Source organism: Cryobacterium sp. TMT3-29-2 (assembly GCF_004564305.1).
In the GTDB taxonomy this organism is placed as follows: Bacteria; Actinomycetota; Actinomycetes; order Actinomycetales; family Microbacteriaceae; genus Cryobacterium; species Cryobacterium sinapicolor.
Window position 1 is genome coordinate 1 of record NZ_SOGK01000129.1, and the last position, 15,235, is coordinate 15,235.

15 protein-coding genes and 1 pseudogene are annotated in these 15,235 nt (G+C 69.4%); 7 read left to right on the plus strand and 9 right to left on the minus strand.

Annotated features, from left to right (window positions below):
- A pseudogene (locus E3O67_RS17140) lies at nt 1–813 on the minus strand (hypothetical protein); the annotation flags it as partial.
- Between the two features lie 165 nt (nt 814–978).
- The gene (gene hutH / locus E3O67_RS14845; RefSeq protein ID WP_134426756.1) at nt 979–2,529 is read right to left on the minus strand and encodes a histidine ammonia-lyase; all 1,551 of its coding nucleotides are present in this window, start codon (nt 2,527–2,529) and stop codon (nt 979–981) included.
- Between the two features lie 112 nt (nt 2,530–2,641).
- On the opposite strand from hutH, the gene E3O67_RS14850 reads away from it, so the two are divergent.
- Nucleotides 2,642–3,406 carry an IclR family transcriptional regulator gene (locus E3O67_RS14850; RefSeq protein WP_134426754.1) on the plus strand — a complete coding sequence of 255 codons (765 nt, stop codon included), beginning with the start codon at nt 2,642–2,644 and terminating at the stop codon, nt 3,404–3,406.
- Between the two features lie 25 nt (nt 3,407–3,431).
- Nucleotides 3,432–3,824, plus strand: a complete 393-nt coding sequence (locus E3O67_RS14855) for a DUF1801 domain-containing protein (RefSeq protein ID WP_134426752.1) — start codon at nt 3,432–3,434, stop codon at nt 3,822–3,824.
- A gap of 104 nt (nt 3,825–3,928) precedes the next feature.
- On the opposite strand, the gene E3O67_RS14860 is transcribed toward E3O67_RS14855, so the two are convergent.
- The 3 genes from E3O67_RS14860 to E3O67_RS14870 form a co-directional block, all read right to left on the minus strand.
- Nucleotides 3,929–4,996 carry an alpha/beta hydrolase gene (locus E3O67_RS14860; protein WP_167726679.1) on the minus strand — a complete coding sequence of 356 codons (1,068 nt, stop codon included), beginning with the start codon at nt 4,994–4,996 and terminating at the stop codon, nt 3,929–3,931.
- Between the two features lie 91 nt (nt 4,997–5,087).
- Nucleotides 5,088–6,278 (minus strand): aromatic acid exporter family protein, encoded by a 1,191-nt coding sequence (locus E3O67_RS14865; protein WP_135103043.1) that lies wholly within the window; start codon nt 6,276–6,278, stop codon nt 5,088–5,090.
- Nucleotides 6,275–6,766 carry a GNAT family N-acetyltransferase gene (locus tag E3O67_RS14870; protein WP_135103044.1) on the minus strand — a complete coding sequence of 164 codons (492 nt, stop codon included), beginning with the start codon at nt 6,764–6,766 and terminating at the stop codon, nt 6,275–6,277. The genes E3O67_RS14865 and E3O67_RS14870 overlap by 4 nt, the downstream gene beginning before the upstream one ends.
- Before the next feature lie 276 nt (nt 6,767–7,042).
- Between E3O67_RS14870 and E3O67_RS14875 the strand changes: the two genes are divergently transcribed.
- Nucleotides 7,043–9,295, plus strand: a complete 2,253-nt coding sequence (locus E3O67_RS14875; protein ID WP_135103045.1) for a DEAD/DEAH box helicase — start codon at nt 7,043–7,045, stop codon at nt 9,293–9,295.
- A gap of 224 nt (nt 9,296–9,519) precedes the next feature.
- On the opposite strand, the gene E3O67_RS14880 is transcribed toward E3O67_RS14875, so the two are convergent.
- From E3O67_RS14880 to paaI, 4 genes are all read right to left on the minus strand, one after another.
- Nucleotides 9,520–9,927 (minus strand): hotdog fold thioesterase, encoded by a 408-nt coding sequence (locus E3O67_RS14880; RefSeq protein WP_134429923.1) that lies wholly within the window; start codon nt 9,925–9,927, stop codon nt 9,520–9,522.
- A gap of 61 nt (nt 9,928–9,988) precedes the next feature.
- Nucleotides 9,989–10,633, minus strand: a complete 645-nt coding sequence (locus tag E3O67_RS14885; RefSeq protein WP_134429862.1) for a TetR/AcrR family transcriptional regulator — start codon at nt 10,631–10,633, stop codon at nt 9,989–9,991.
- Between the two features lie 75 nt (nt 10,634–10,708).
- Nucleotides 10,709–12,019, minus strand: a complete 1,311-nt coding sequence (paaK, locus tag E3O67_RS14890) for a phenylacetate--CoA ligase PaaK (RefSeq protein WP_134429926.1) — start codon at nt 12,017–12,019, stop codon at nt 10,709–10,711.
- Nucleotides 12,020–12,052: 33 nt separating this feature from the next.
- Nucleotides 12,053–12,487 carry a hydroxyphenylacetyl-CoA thioesterase PaaI gene (gene paaI, locus E3O67_RS14895; RefSeq protein WP_134429864.1) on the minus strand — a complete coding sequence of 145 codons (435 nt, stop codon included), beginning with the start codon at nt 12,485–12,487 and terminating at the stop codon, nt 12,053–12,055.
- Between the two features lie 116 nt (nt 12,488–12,603).
- Between paaI and paaA the strand changes: the two genes are divergently transcribed.
- Genes paaA through paaD form a run of 4 tightly spaced genes read left to right on the plus strand, consistent with a single transcriptional unit; the run spans nt 12,604 to nt 15,234 of the window.
- Nucleotides 12,604–13,587: a 1,2-phenylacetyl-CoA epoxidase subunit PaaA gene (paaA, locus tag E3O67_RS14900; RefSeq protein WP_134429866.1), complete on the plus strand. Its 984-nt coding sequence runs from the start codon at nt 12,604–12,606 to the stop codon at nt 13,585–13,587.
- Nucleotides 13,587–13,892: a 1,2-phenylacetyl-CoA epoxidase subunit PaaB gene (paaB, locus tag E3O67_RS14905; RefSeq protein ID WP_104102564.1), complete on the plus strand. Its 306-nt coding sequence runs from the start codon at nt 13,587–13,589 to the stop codon at nt 13,890–13,892. The genes paaA and paaB overlap by 1 nt, the downstream gene beginning before the upstream one ends.
- Nucleotides 13,889–14,713 carry a 1,2-phenylacetyl-CoA epoxidase subunit PaaC gene (gene paaC / locus E3O67_RS14910; RefSeq protein WP_134429868.1) on the plus strand — a complete coding sequence of 275 codons (825 nt, stop codon included), beginning with the start codon at nt 13,889–13,891 and terminating at the stop codon, nt 14,711–14,713. Before paaB ends, paaC begins: the two co-directional genes overlap by 4 nt.
- Complete coding sequence (gene paaD / locus E3O67_RS14915) at nt 14,707–15,234, plus strand: 1,2-phenylacetyl-CoA epoxidase subunit PaaD (RefSeq protein ID WP_241979247.1); 528 nt, start codon at nt 14,707–14,709, stop codon at nt 15,232–15,234. Before paaC ends, paaD begins: the two co-directional genes overlap by 7 nt.
- The last annotated feature ends 1 nt before the right edge of the window (nt 15,235 follow it).

Genomic DNA, 15,235 nt, shown 5'->3' on the forward strand with positions numbered 1-15,235 from the left:
GGAGTGCTGGGCGGATGCCCGCGCGGCGACGGCCCGCTCGGCGCTGCGGATGCGCTCGGCGCCCCGTGCGGCTGCGGCGGACTGGGCGGCGGCGGTTGCGACCGCTGCTGCCGCGGCTTGCCCGGCCGAGGCTGATCCAGTGCCCGTGGTCGGATCTGCCGGTTCCGGTGCCGGTGCCGGTTCCGGTGCGGGTTCCGGTGCGGGTGGCGGAGCCTGTGCAGGCGCCGGCGGCGAGGCGGCGGATTCCGGATCCGTGGGCGCGGACGGCCCTCCGCCGCTCAACGGTGGTGTGGTGGGTGTGGTGGGCGTCGTTGGCGGGGTCGGCTCGCCGGTCGGCTGGGAAGGGGGGACCGGAGTCGGGTCGGGCGTGGGCGTGTTCGTCGGCGCGGGAGTGTTCGTGGGCTCGGGGGCGGGCGAGGGAGCCAGTACCGGTGTGGGAGCCGGCGCATCCGTGGGGCAGGGCGCTGTAGCCGGGTCGTCCGCGGCAGCCGGGTCGGCCGGGGTTGCCGGGACAGTCGCGTCAGCCGCCTTCGAGGGCAGGGCGGGCATCGCGGGAGCGGCTGGTTCCGCGGCCGGCGGGGCATCCGTCGGGAAGGGTGCGGCACAGGGTTCTTGGACGTCGGGGGTTGCGACCGCCCGCCCGGCTGCCGCGGCCACGGGACTGTCGTCCGCGCGGGACGGTGTGGGTGCACCGAGAACCGTGAGAGAGACGATGATGGCGGCGGTGAGTGGCACGGTGAGTGGCACGGTGAGTCGGCGCCCCGCGAACGTGGGCAGGGTGGGGCATCGACGGTCTCTCGAGGTGAGGTTCATGAGCCTCCGCACTGCACTGTTTCAGGGCATCGACTACGGGCATCGACGAGCAATTCCGGGGCGGTTGCAACGGGTTAGCGGGTGACATCATGACATGGGCCCGAGGGGCCGACAAGCGATTGACGCGGCCCGGATCCCGTACCGCCCTGCGCTGCCTGCGGGGCCTCAGGCGAGCGGTCCGACGACGCCCGCCGCGGCATCCCGCACCGCGCCCGACGCCACAAGTTCGACGATCGCTTCGATCTCGGGGGAGAGGAACCGGTCGTGGCCGGGGCCGTCGGCCACCGTGCGCACGAGGTCCCGCACCGCGCCGGTGGCCGGGCCGGGAACGAGCGGCGCGCGCAGGTCGAGCGAGCGTGACGCCGTCATCACCTCGATCGCGAGCACCCGGCCCAAGCCGTCGATCGAGTGGCGCAGCTTGCGGGCGGCTGCCCAGCCCATCGACACGTGGTCCTCCTGCATGGCCGACGACGGGATCGAGTCGACGGATGCCGGCACCGCCAGCCGCTTCAAAACCGACACGATCCCGGCAGCGGTGTACTGCGCGATCATCAGCCCCGAGTCGACGCCGACCTCGTGGGCCAGGAAAGGCGGCAGCCCCTTGCTCCGGGCGGCGTCGAGGTGCCGGTCGGTGCGCCGCTCGCTCATGCTCGCGACATCCGCCGCGATGATGGCGAGGAAGTCGAGCACGTAGCCCACCGGGGCGCCGTGGAAGTTGCCGTTGGAGAGCACCCGGCCGTCCAGGGTCACCACGGGGTTGTCCACCGCGCTGGCCAGCTCACGGCCGGCGACCAGGGCGGCGTGGTCCATCGTGTCCCGGGCGGCGCCGTGCACCTGCGGGGCGCAGCGGAGGGAGTAGGCGTCCTGCACGGTGGGGTCGTCCGGGCCGGCGTGGCTGGCGAGCAGCGGCGAACCGGCCAGCAGCGCGCGCAGATTGGCCGCGCTCGCCGCCTGACCGAGCTGGGGGCGGAGGGCCTGCAGGTCGCCGGCGAAGGCGGCATCCGTGCCGAGGAGAGCCTCGACGCTCATGGCCGCGGCGATGTCGGCGGTCGTCAGGAGTCGTGCCAGGTCGGCGAGGGCGAGCACGAGCATGCCGAGCATGCCGTCGGTGCCGTTGATCAGGGCGAGCCCCTCCTTCTCGGCGAGCACGACCGGGGTGATGCCGGCCGCGGCCAGGGCCTCACCGCCGCCCATCAGGGTGCCGGCCGCATCCCGCACCCGGCCTTCGCCCATCACCGCGAGCGCGCAGTGCGCGAGCGGCGCGAGGTCACCCGAGCAGCCGAGCGAGCCGTATTCGTGCACGACAGGGGTGATCCCGGCATTGAGCAGTGCCGCATAGGTTTCGGCTACGACGGACCGCACCCCGGTGCGCCCGGTCATCAGGGTCGACAGGCGCAGCAGCATCAGCGCGCGCACGACCTCCCGCTCCACCTCGGGGCCGCTGCCCGCGGCGTGCGAGCGCACCAGGCTCGCCTGCAGCTGGGCCCGGCGGTCGCTCTCGATGAACGTCGTCGCGAGCGCCCCGAAACCGGTCGAGATGCCGTAGTGCGGGTGCACGTCCTGCGCGAGCGCCGCGATGATGCGCCGGGTAGCGGCGACGCCGTCGAGGGCCTCCGCGGCCAGCACGACGGGGGCGTCGTGCCGGGCCACCGCGGTGATGTCGGCGAACTCGAGCGGGCCGGTGCCCACGGTGACGGATGTGCTGGCAAGGTTCATACTCCGATTCGACACCAGCCGGGTGGGCCGCACGACGGGTTTAGGCTGGGAGCTGTCCGGGATACCGGACAGTTGGCGGGTGCCGTCCGCTGTTCACGGAGAGGAGAGGCGCATGACCCCGTCGAAGGTCCCGGCGGCGCACGGCACGCTGCGCATCCTCTCGCATCTGGCCACACAGCGTGGACCGGTGCCGGCCTCCCAGATCGCCACGGCCCTCGGCCTGCCCCGCTCGACCGTCTATGACCTGCTGGCCGTGCTCGCCGACCAGGGTTTCGTGGTGCACCTGCCCGAGGAGCAGCGCTACGGCCTCGGCCTGGCGGCCTTCGAGCTGAGCTCGGGCTTCTCCCGGCAGCAGCCCCTCTCGCGCCTCGGCCGCCCGCTCATCGCCGCGCTGGTCGACCGGATCGGCGAGAGCGCCCACCTCGTCGTGCTGCACGGGCGTGACGTGATCTACCTCGTCGAGGAGCGCGCGCCCCGGCGCCCGTCGCTGGTGACGGATGTCGGCGTGCGCCTCCCGAGCCACCTCACCGCGAGCGGGCGCGCACTTCTCGCGGCGCTCCCGGCAGCCCAGCTGCGGGCGCTGTACCCCAACGCTGCCGCCTTCGCCACGCGACACGATCGGGGACCGCGTGCCACGGCGGAGCTGCGCATCCTGCTCGAGCAGGTGCGCCGTGACGGGTATGCCCTGGAAGACGGCGAGATCACCGAGGGGATGGCATCCGTCGCCGTGGCCGTGCGCGACCATGCGGGCTGGCCGGCCGCGGGCGTGGCTGTCACCTTCCCTCGCGAGCGCATCCCCGAAGCGGAATGGCCGGCGCTCGCCGCGCAGCTCGGGAGCACCGCCGCGCAGCTCTCCCGGCGCATCCGCGGCACGTAGCCGCGGGGAGCGCTAGGGTTCTGCCATGGCTGCCACCTACCGCTCGGTTGAGGAGTTCCTTGCCGCCCAGCCGCCCGGTCGCCGCGAGGAAATCGAGGCGCTGCGACAGATCGTGCTCGGCGCGCATTCCGGGCTCACGGAGCACATCAAGTGGAACTCGCCGAGCTACGTCTGGAACGGCACCGACCGGGTGACCGTGAACGCGCACGGGAGGGGCGTGCGCCTGATCCTGCACCTCGGCACCGGGACGCCGGAGGACAAGGCCGCCGCGCCCACGTTCGACGGCGATCCCTCCGCACTGCTGACCTGGCACTCGAATATCCGGGCCAGTCTCAGCGTCGCCGACCTGGCTGACATTCTGGCGAAGCGCGACCAGATCCGTGACGTCGTGCGCCGCTGGCTCGACACCGCGAACTAGTCGCGCCCGCGCCCGCGCCCGTGCTCGTGGTCGCCGCCGCACCCGCGCTCGTGGTCGCCGCCGCGCCGCCGCGAGAGGGCTGCGACGCCTCGGGCGCTCCGCCGCTACTCGCCGAGCGTCGTGTGCAGGAAGGCGGACACCTTCTCCCGCATGACTGCGTCGAGGATGCCGATCGAGTGCAGCGTGCCCGGCACCGTGACCAGCTCGTGGGCGACGCCCTTCCGCTCGAGGGCCGCCGCATAGCCCGTGGCCTGCGTCAGCGGAATGTACTCGTCGGTCGACGAGCCGAGGAACACGGGCGGATCGCTGCGATCGAGCGTGCTGGCCGGCGATGCGGCCGTGGCCTTGGCGCAGTCGCGCAGGGAGAGGCAGCCGAGGTAGTCGCGCACGATGTTCTGCAGCCCGGCCGGGGCCCGGCCCGTGACGAGCGCCTGGTGGCTGAGGTCGAGTGGCGCGGAGAGTTCGGCGACCGCGGCCACCCGGGCACCCTCGGTCAGCGACCCGGAACCGCGGGTGCCGAGCAGGGCGGCGAGGTTGCCTCCGGCCGAGCCGCCGAACACACCGATCCGGTCGGGATCGATGCCGTAGGTCTGGGCGTTCACAGGGTCGCGGGCCCACTCCACGGCCAGGGCGACGTCGTCGAGCGCGGCGGGGAACACTGCATCCGGAACCATTCGATAGTTCACCGAGTAGGCGACGAATCCCTCGGAGGCGAGCCAGGCGCACACCATTCGCCAGTCGCTGTTCCCCTTGTCGCCGCGGGCCCAGCTGCCGCCGTGGATGGAGATGACGGCCGGGCGCAGCGCCGCCGCCGCTTCCTCCGGTGACACCGTCGCCGCCGGCACCGTCTCGAGGGTCGTTTCCTCCGCGGGGGCGATCGCCGGCGAGCACACGTCGAGGGTGAGAACGGCGCCGTCCGCCTGGGTGCCGTATTCGACATCCTCGGCGACCGTGATGCCCTCCGGTCGCTCGAACGTTCGGATGCCGACGATCTGGGTCGTGACGAGCTCGCTGCGCTGGTCGCCGGGTTCGTCGGGCGCCACGGAATACAGCTGCGGGCGGAACCCGCCGAGGAGGGCCGTCGCGGCAATGGCGATGCCGACTGCGCCGGCAATCGTCAGAAAACGGATGCGACGCGAGCCGAATCGGGGATGGCCTGGGCCGGTGTTCACGTGTGCTCCGAGCTGCGGGGTAGTGCTTCGAGAGTAATTCGTCTCTCGCGCCGCACCGAATCCCGTTCGGCGGCGTCGGTCTGTGCCTCGATCAGCGTGTCGGCGTCGTGTCCGGGGCGGGCTCGCCGTCACTTTCGGCCTCGGCCTCGGCCGCGGCTGCCGGCAGGATATGCGGCCGGAGGGCCGTCAGGATGCGGGTGACGTCCATCGCGACCGTCGCCGCGACTCCTAGCGACGTCACCGGGGCCGTGCTTCTCCGCTCGTCCAATTCGGTCATCAGATCCTGAAGGGCGGCCTCCGCCGCGGCGAAAGCAACCTGGACGGTGTCATCCGGATCCCAGTCCCGCAGCACCGTGGCCACGGCGTGCAGTGTGCGGCCGAGCGCCGGCCGCAACTCGGGGCGCAGTTCGAGCTGGACCGGCTGACCCCAAACGGCTGCGGCAAGCACCTCCGTCAGGTCGCGCACATGGAAGGTCACGTTCTCGAGGGCCGACAGTTCCTCGTAGTCCGAGCGGAGGTCCCGCCGATGCACCCGCGCGCGCGGGTTGCCCTTGCGGCTGTCGTCGGCGTGGCTGACCGCGTTGCGCACCGCGCGGCCGACCGCCACGAGCTCCTGGCTGCGGGAGGCCCAGCCGTCCTCTTCGGGCGGCCAACTGTCGGCCAGGGCATCGGCGACCTCAGAGAGCTGGTCGGCCAGAGTGGCCCGAAAGCGGGTCAGTTGTTGGCCGACGGCCTCGAACGCCAGCGGCGGGAAGAAGACCAGGTTCACGGCGAGGCCGACCAAAATCCCCAGCGTCATCTGCACCAGATACCCGATGGAATATCCGTCCGCATTCGGCCCGCCGACGATCAGCACGAACAGGGCGGTGACCGGGATGTACTCGCGACTTGCGCCGAACCAGCCGGTGGCCGCGATCGCGGCGCCGACGCCGACCGCGAGCGAGATGGTGAGCACGTTCGGCTCGCTCAGAACGATGACCGCGCCCGCGAGCACGATCCCGACGGTGAGGCCGCCCAGGGTCTGCAGGGAGTTCCGCACCGAACTCATCAGTGTCGGGTACATGCTCACCAGCGCGCCCAGCGGAGCGTAGTAGGGGTAGTCGTCCGCCACACCGGGCAGCAACGGCGCGATCGACCAGGCGATGGCGACGGCGATGGCGGCCTTGAGTGCCTGCACGATTCTCGGGCTGGTCGCGGTCACACCCAGCCAGGACGCCGTCTTCCGGGCGCGGCGCACGCTCACCTGGGCCGACGTGCGGGCGGTCTCCCGATCCCGCGTCATCGCACCGCTCCCGGGATCGCCTTGGCGAAGCAGACGCTGAAGGCCTCGCCCAGGTACTGACCGAACAGGGGAACCTCCCGGTACCCCGCGCCCCGATAGAAGGAGAGCGCGGCATGACTCTCCGGCCCGGTCTCCAGCACGATTTCACGGATGCCGCGGGCCGCCGCATCCGTCTCGATCCCCGCGAGCAGGCGGCCGGCAACGCCGCGCCCCCGGTGGCCCGGGTGCACGAACATGCGCTTCAGCTCCGCCGTGCTTGTGGTGCCGTCGCCGGTGTCGGCCCCGCCTACCAGTGCGGCGATCCCCAGAGCGCGATCCGTCGCATCCCGCGCCACGTACACGGCCACGCCCGGCTGCTCGAGTTCGGCGACGCTCAGCAGAAAGTTGCTTTCGGGCGGGTACAGCGACTGGGCGTACTCGCCGCTCAGGCGCAGCAGCTCGGTGATCTCCGGCTGCCGCGGGGACTCGATGGTGATGGTCGTCGGCATGACAATAGAGTAAGCGGTGAAGATGGCCAGGCGCTTTTCGGCATCGACATTCCGGCATCGATCAGGTAACGTAGATAAGTCGGCTCTTGACACCGTGTGTTTTTTTGTGTGCGCGGATGGGTTTGTAAGTCAGGATGGGCCGGTTTCCCAGTAATCCGCTGGTGAAAAATCACTGTATGTGAACGGCCCCGGCCATAGACTGCCCGGGTTCTCAGGTTGCGTCGCGTGTGCGGCGTTGTTCTGCCATGTACCCAATACAACCCAGGAACATTTTCCATGCCTAAGAACTTCGATCCCAAGTACTCCGCCAAGGGCGGACCGTCCAAGGGTGGCAGCAAGAGCCCCGGACACCGCGGCCACAATGCCGCCGAGGGTGCACCCAAGAAGGCCCGTTGGAACGCCGGAGAGCGTGCCGACCGTGCCGCCGGCCGCCCGACCGGCAATGACCGTCCGGCCTACGGCAACGGCCGCCCCGCCGGCAACGACCGTCCGGCCTACGGCCAGCGCTCCGAGCGCCCCGCCTACGGCGACCGCCCGAACCGCGACCGACCGTCCACCGGCGGTGCCCCGCGCGGAGACCGTCCCTCGTATAACAGCGACCGTCCTCGCAATGACCGTCCGTCCTACGGCAACGACCGCCCGTCCTACGGCGACCGTGCTCCGCGTACGGACCGTCCGTCGTATAACAGCGACCGTCCCCGTACCGATCGTCCCGCGTACAACAACGACCGCCCGTCCTATGGCGACCGTGCTCCGCGTACGGACCGTCCGTCGTACAACAGCGACCGTCCACGTACGGAACGTCCGTCGTACAACAGCGACCGTCCCCGTACCGATCGTCCCGCGTACAACAACGACCGCCCGTCCTATGGCGACCGTGCTCCCCGCACCGACCGTCCGGCGTACAACAACGACCGTCCACGTACGGAACGTCCGTCGTACAACAGCGACCGTCCCCGCACGGATCGTCCCGCCTACAACAACGACCGCCCGTCCTACGGCGACCGTGCTCCCCGTACCGATCGTCCGGCGTACAACAACGACCGCCCGGCCCGCACCGAACGTCCGTCCTATGGCGACCGTCCGGCCCGCACCGACCGCCCGGCCTACAACAACGACCGCCCGGCCTACAACAACGACCGCCCGTCCTACGGCGACCGTTCCGCCCGCCCCGAGCGTGGCGGCTACGACCGCTCCGAGCGCTCCAACTCCGACCGTCCGGCGCGACCGACCCGCTCGGCGTCCGACGGCGGCCACTCCAGCAACTTCTACCCCGACCGCGACACCAAGGCGCACTTCGCCGCCGGTGACGACGTCGTGCTCGAGCGCCTCGAAGCCATCGCAACGACGGCTGCCGAAGTCGTCGGTGTGAGCTTCGGCGACTTAGGGCTCGGCGAGAACATCGTGCGCGAGCTCGCCACCCTCGGTGCCGCGACGCCGTTCCCGATCCAGGCCGCGACCATCCCGGACGTGCTCGCCGGGCGCGACGTGCTCGGCCGTGGCAAGACCGGTTCCGGCAAGACCATCGCCTTCGGTGCTCCCCTCGTGGAGAAGCTGCTGGAGAACAACGGCGCCAAGGACCGCAAGATGGCCCGCAAGCCGCGCGCGCTCATCCTGGCCCCGACCCGTGAGCTGGCCCTGCAGATCGACCGCACCATCCAGCCCATCGCCCGCAGCGTCGGCCTCTTCACCACCCAGATCTACGGCGGGGTTCCGCAGTACCGCCAGGTCAGCGCCCTCCAGCGCGGCGTGGACATCATCATCGGCACCGCCGGTCGCATCGAGGACCTGATCGAGCAGGGTCGTCTCGACCTCAGCGAGGTCGTCGTCACCGTCCTCGACGAGGCCGACTACATGTGCGACCTGGGCTTCCTCGAGCCGGTTCAGCGCATCCTGCGCCAGACCAAGAAGGGCGGCCAGAAGCTGCTTTTCTCGGCCACCCTCGACAAGGGCGTTGCCTCGCTGGTCAAGGAATTCCTGATCAACCCGGCCGTGCACGAGGTTGCCGGCGAAGATCAGGCCTCCTCCACGATCGACCACCGCGTGCTCGTGATCGAGCACCGCGACAAGAGCGCCATCATCGGCCAGCTCGTCGACCGCCAGGGCAAGACGCTGATCTTCTCGCGCACCCGTGCCTACGCAGAGCAGCTCGCCGAGCAGCTCGAAGATGCCGGCGTGAAGGCCACGAGCCTGCACGGCGACCTGAACCAGGCCCGCCGCACCCGCAACCTGCAGATGCTGACCAGCGGTCGCGTCAACGTGCTGGTGGCAACGGATGTCGCGGCTCGCGGTATCCACGTGGACGACATCGACCTGGTCATCCAGGCCGACGCTCCCGACGAGTACAAGACCTACCTGCACCGTTCCGGTCGCACCGGCCGCGCCGGCAAGTCCGGTACCGTCGTCACGCTCATCCCGAAGCAGCGTCGCCGCCGCATGGACGACCTGCTCGAGCGTGCCGAGATCGAAGCATCGTTCACGAACGCGGCCCCCGGCGACACGTCGGTCAGCGACCTCGCGGGACTCTAACCCTCCGCATTCGCCGTAGCCGCACCAGCAGAAGGGGCACCCACCATCACGGTGGGTGCCCCTTCGGTATCCGGTCCCGGCGTCGAACCACTTCGTCGAACCACTTCGACGGAGATTCTCGTCTGAGAGCGCTCTTTCGGAGTGTTTCCGGCCGATGCAGGCAAAATCTCCGTCGAATTCGTTCGGGACGGGGTGGCTGGAGCTTTTCGGACCTCCCGCTCGGCTCAAGCGGTGGGGGCCACCGGTGCCGCGCCGTCGTGCGACCGTGGTACGAACGGCGGCCGGTCGGGCGCGTCGATGATCAGGTTCGTGATGCGCGCGGTACACAGCCGGCGGCCCTGGTCGTCTCTGATCACGATCTCGTGGCAGGCGATCGTGCGCCCGAGCCGGATGGCCGTGGCTACCCCGGTCACGATCCCCGACCGGGCCGCGAGGTGGTGCGTCGCATTGATGTCGAGCCCCACCGCGCTGCGCCCCGGGCCCGCGTGGATCACGGCCGCCCACGAGCCGAGCGCCTCGGCGAAGGCGACGGATGCCCCGCCGTGCAGCAGGCCGAACGACTGCCGGTTGCCCTCCACCGGCATCGTCGCGACGACCCGCTCGGCGGACTCCTCGACGATGGTCACGCCCATCTTCTCGTCCAATTCGCCGAGCGTGATCTTCCAGTTCCCGTTCACGTTTCTCCCTAATCTTCTACCGGTGGTCGAGCCTGTCGAGGCCGGTCGAGACCGTCGACCCCGGCGCAACCCGCAGCCCGTCGAGCGCCACCGCGAGCACGTCGCTGGCCAGCTGCCCGGCGTCTTCCGGGCCCTCCGGCCGGTACCACTCCACGATCGAGTTGACCATGCCGAACAGCAGCCGGGTCACGATCCGCGGGTCGATGTCGCCGCGCAGGGAGCCCTCGTCGCGGGCCTCCACCACGAGGGCGGACACGGACCGGTCGAAGGCGCGACGGCGCGCGAGCGCGGCGCGCTCGACATCCGTGTTGCCGCGCACCCGCAGCAGCAGCGTCACGTAGGGCAGCCGGGAGGTGAGCACCTGCACGGCGCCGCGCAGCACCGCAGCGAGCCGGTCGATGGCCGGGCCGACCTGGGCGCTCTGCTCGAGCAAGACCCCTTCGAGCCCGTCGAGAGCCTCGTCGAGAGCCTGGTCCAGGAGTTCCTCCTTCGAGGTGAAGTGGTGGTAGATCGCCGATTTCGACAGGCCGAGGCGGGTCGCGAGCACGCCCATCGAGGTGGCGTCGTAGCCGAACTCGTTGAAGGCGGCGACTGCCACCTCGAGAATGGCGTGCTGGTCGTACCCGGGGCGGCCGCGCTTGATGAGGGCTGGTTCAGACATAATGAAAAATTCTCTCACGGGGCGGTGCACCGGAAGGTGCCCCCGGCAGGCAGGGGCCAGGGTCGTGCGGCCGGCTCAGCGCAGGTCGTAGACACGCTTGTGCTTGCCCGTGCTGCGCTCGAGCGTGCCGGGCTCGACGATCAGCACGTTGACGCTGGACCCGATCAGGTCCTTGATCTTGTGGATCAGCAGCGCCGAGGCGATGTCGGAGGCGACGTCGGTGGCGTGCTCGTGTCGTTCGATCCGCACGGTCAGTTCGTCCATCCGGTTCGGCCGGGTCAGCTCGATCACGAAGTGCGGGGAGAGGCTCGGGATGCTGAGCACGATCTCCTCGATCTGGGTCGGGAACAGGTTGACGCCGCGCAGGATGATCATGTCGTCGTTGCGACCGGTGATCTTCTCCATCCGGCGCATGCCGGGGCGCGCCGAGCCGGGCAGCAAACGGGTGAGGTCGCGGGTTCGGTAACGGATGACCGGGAACGCCTCCTTGGTCAGCGACGTGAACACGAGCTCGCCCTGGGTGCCGTCAGGCAACACCAGGCCACTGTCGCCGTCGATGATCTCGGGCAGGAAGTTGTCCTCCCACAGATGCGGTCCGTCCTTCGTCTCGATGCACTCGTTGCCCACACCCGGGCCCATCACCTCGCTGAGACCATAGATGTCCAGGGCGTCGAAGTCGAGGCGGGCTTCCAGCTCGAGCCGCATCTGGTTGGTCCACGGCTCCGCACCGAGCACGCCGGCCTTGAGGCTGGACGAGCGCGGGTCCATGCCCGCCGCGACCATCGCATCCGTGATCGTCAGAAGGTAGCTGGGCGTGGCCATGATGACGTCCGGCTCGAAGTCCTGGATCATCTTGACCTGCTTGTTGGTCTGGCCGCCGGACATCGGGATTGCCGTGGCTCCGAGCGCCTCGATGCCGGCGTGCGCGCCGAGGCCGCCGGTGAAGAGGCCGTAGCCGTAGGCGTTGTGCACGCGCATGCCGGGCCGTACGCCGGAGGCGCGGAGGCTGCGGGCCACCAGGCCCGCCCACATCTTGAGGTCGTTCTGCGTATAGCCGACGACGGTCGGCAGCCCGGTGGTCCCGGAGGAGGTGTGGATGCGCGCGACCTGATCCATCGGCACCGCGAACATGCCGAACGGGTAGGAGACCCGCAGGTCGTCCTTGGTCGTGAACGGCAGCAGGGCGACATCGTCCAGGGTGCGGATGTCGTCCGGGTGCACGCCGGCCTCGTCGAACTTGCGGGTATAGAGAGGTACGTTCTGGTACGCGAGCCGTACGGTCTTCTGTAGCCGGGTCAGTTGCAGCGCCTGCAGTTCGTCACGGGACATCCGCTCTTCGGGATCGAGTTCATCCTGGGCGGGGGCGTGCAAGCGGGTCTTGGTCATCGTTGACATGAGGCCTCCTGGTTGAATGCGGGTTTAAAGTTGGGGTGCGACGGAGCCGGGAACGGGAAAGTTGGTGGTGCGGCTTCGCCCGCGGAACTCGGCGATCGGCACGTTGTGCTCGTTGGTGACGCGCACGTCGTAGAGGCCGGAGCGACCGCTCTTCGTGCGCAGCACGGCGGTCGCGGTGAGGGTCTGACCGGCCGCGGTCGGCTTCAAGAAGGTGATGTCGGCGCCCGACGCGAGCGTGACGTGGTGGTCGTCGTTGCAGGCGATCGCGAACGCCGTGTCGGCCAGGGCGAAGACAATCCCGCCGTGCGTCACATCGAAGCCGTTCATCATGTCGTCCCGCAGAAGCATGGAGACGACCGCGCGGCCGGGCTCCGAGGCGTGCACGACCATGCCGAGTGCGGCCGATGCCCGGTCGTTCTCCATCATGGCACCACTGGAGGGTGGTGAAACTTCCGTCATGTGGTTCTCCTCATTGAGTTCCGCGGGCCACAACGCATGGTTGTGGGGGTCGTAGGGAAACCATATACTAACTGAACGATCGGTTGGTAAGAGTTCGCCAAACCCAGGAGTCAACGATGACAATCCCGCCAGTTCCCTACGCTATCGACCCGGATAACGCCGCCACGGTGTCTGCCGAGGAGCAGCAGTTCAACGACCTGATTGCCGCCGATTCGCGAATCGAACCGCGCGATTGGATGCCGGACGGCTACCGCAAGACCCTCATCCGCCAAATCTCCCAGCACGCGCACTCCGAGATCATCGGGATGCAGCCGGAGGGCAACTGGATCACCCGGGCGCCCAGCCTGAAGCGCAAGGCGATCCTGCTGGCCAAGGTGCAGGACGAGGCCGGACACGGGCTCTACCTCTACTCTGCCGCGCAGACGCTCGGCATCAGCCGTGACCTGATGACGGAGCAGCTCATCGCCGGCAAGGCCCGCTACTCCTCGATCTTCAACTACCCGAGCCCGACGTGGGCCGACATGGGCGCCATCGGCTGGCTCGTTGACGGCGCGGCGATCTGCAACCAGGTTCCGCTCTGCCGCGCGTCCTACGGCCCGTACGGCCGTGCCATGGTGCGCATCTGCAAGGAGGAGTCCTTCCACCAGCGTCAGGGCTTCGAGATCCTGCTCGAGCTGATGAACGGCACACCCGCCCAGCGCGAGATGGCCCAGGACTCGGTCAACCGCTGGTACTGGCCGGCCTTGCAGATGTTCGGTCCGCCCGACGACGACTCGCCCAACTCGGCGCAGTCGATGGCCTGGAACATCAAGAGGTTCTCCAACGACGACCTGCGTCAGCGGTTCGTCGGAATGCTCGTGCCGCAGGCCGAGGTGCTCGGCGTGACGCTGCCGGACCCGGACCTGCGCTGGAACGAAGAAAAGGGTGCGTACGACATGGGCGAAATCGACTGGACCGAATTCCACGAAGTACTCGCCGGTCGCGGACCGGCGAACGCGAGACGCCTCCAGCGCCGCCGCGACGCGCACGACGAGGGTCAGTGGGTGCGCGAGGCCGCTGCCGCGTACGCCGCAAAGCAGGCCGTGAAGGCGGTCGCATAGTGAGCGCTCCCGGTGCATCCGAAAAGGAGATCTGGCCTCTCTGGGAGGTATTCGTGCGCTCCAGCCGCGGAATCAGCCACACTCACGTGGGCTCCCTGCACGCCCCCGACGCCACCCTCGCGGTGCGCAACGCGCGTGACCTCTATACCCGCCGCAATGAGGGCGTCTCGATCTGGGTCGTGCCGGCCGACGCGATTACCACGAGCGATCCGGATGCGAAGGGTGCCTTCTTCGAATCGCCCGCCGGCAAGAACTACCGCCACGCGAGCTACTACACGAAGAGCGAAGGGGTGAAGCACCTGTGAGCGACACCATCGAGCAGGACGCCCACGGCCACGTCGACACGATCCAGCTCTCCGCGGAACTGGTCGAAGCGGCATCCGTCGCCTCTCACGACGTGGCGGAATACGCGCTCTGGCTCGGCGACGACTCGCTCGTGCTGGCCCAGAACCTGGGCTGGTGGATCTCCCGGGCACCGGAGCTCGAAGAGGACATCGCCCTCGGCAACATCGCCCTCGACCTGATCGGGCACGCCCGTTCCCTGCTGCACTACGCCGGGGCAGAATCCGGCCGCACCGAGGATGACCTGGCCTACTGGCGGGACGAACCCCAGTGGCGCTCCGCGCACCTGTTCGAACAGCCCAACGGCGACTTCGCGCACACGATCGCCCGCCAGTTCATCGCCGCGCACTACTTATTCGAGCTCTACAGCGCCCTGATGCAGTCGACGGATGCGACGCTCGCCGCGATCGCGGCGAAGGCCGTCAAGGAGGTCGACTACCACCGCGACCACTCCATCCAATGGGTGCTGCGCCTCGCGCTGGGCACCGAGGAGTCCCGCCGGCGGATGATCACGGGTCTCTCCGACCTGTGGCCGTTCGTTGAGGAACTCTTCGTCGACGAGCCGCTGATCGACCGGCTCGAGGGCGCCGCCGTGCGGCCGTCCTCCCTCCGGGGCGCCGTGGAGGCCGCCATGTTCCCCGTGCTCGCCGAAGCCGAGCTCGATGTTCCCCGCGGCTTCATTTCCTCGGGAGGCGGCCGCCGCGGTGACCACTCCGAGAACCTCGGGCCGATGCTCGCCGAGCTGCAGGTGCTGGCTCGGGCGCATCCCGGCGCGAAATGGTGATCATGGCGGCGCTCGCCCGGCCGCGTCCGAGCGACGCGGCCTCCCGGCAAGCCTGGGATATCGCCGCCGAGGTCTGCGACCCTGAGGTCCCCGTGCTCACGATCGAAGACCTGGGTGTGCTCCGCTCGGTCGCCGTCACGGCCGACGGAACCCACGTCATCCTCACGCCGACGTACAGCGGATGCCCCGCGATGGAGGCCATGCGCGACGACGTCACGTCGGCCCTCATCGGCGCCGGCTATGAGAACGTCACGGTCGAACTGGTGCTCGCCCCGGCCTGGACCACTGACTGGATGAGCGAGGAGGGCAAGGCGAAGCTGGTCAGTTACGGCATCGCCGCCCCGACCGGTCACTCCGGTGTGCGCCCGACCGGCACCGTGCGGCTCCAGCTCGCGGTCAAGTGCCCGCGCTGCTCCTCACTGAATACGCGGGAACTCGCCCGCTTCGGTTCGACGTCGTGCAAGGCGCTCTACGAGTGCCGGGACTGCCTCGAACCGTTCGACTACTTCAAGGTGTTGTAAC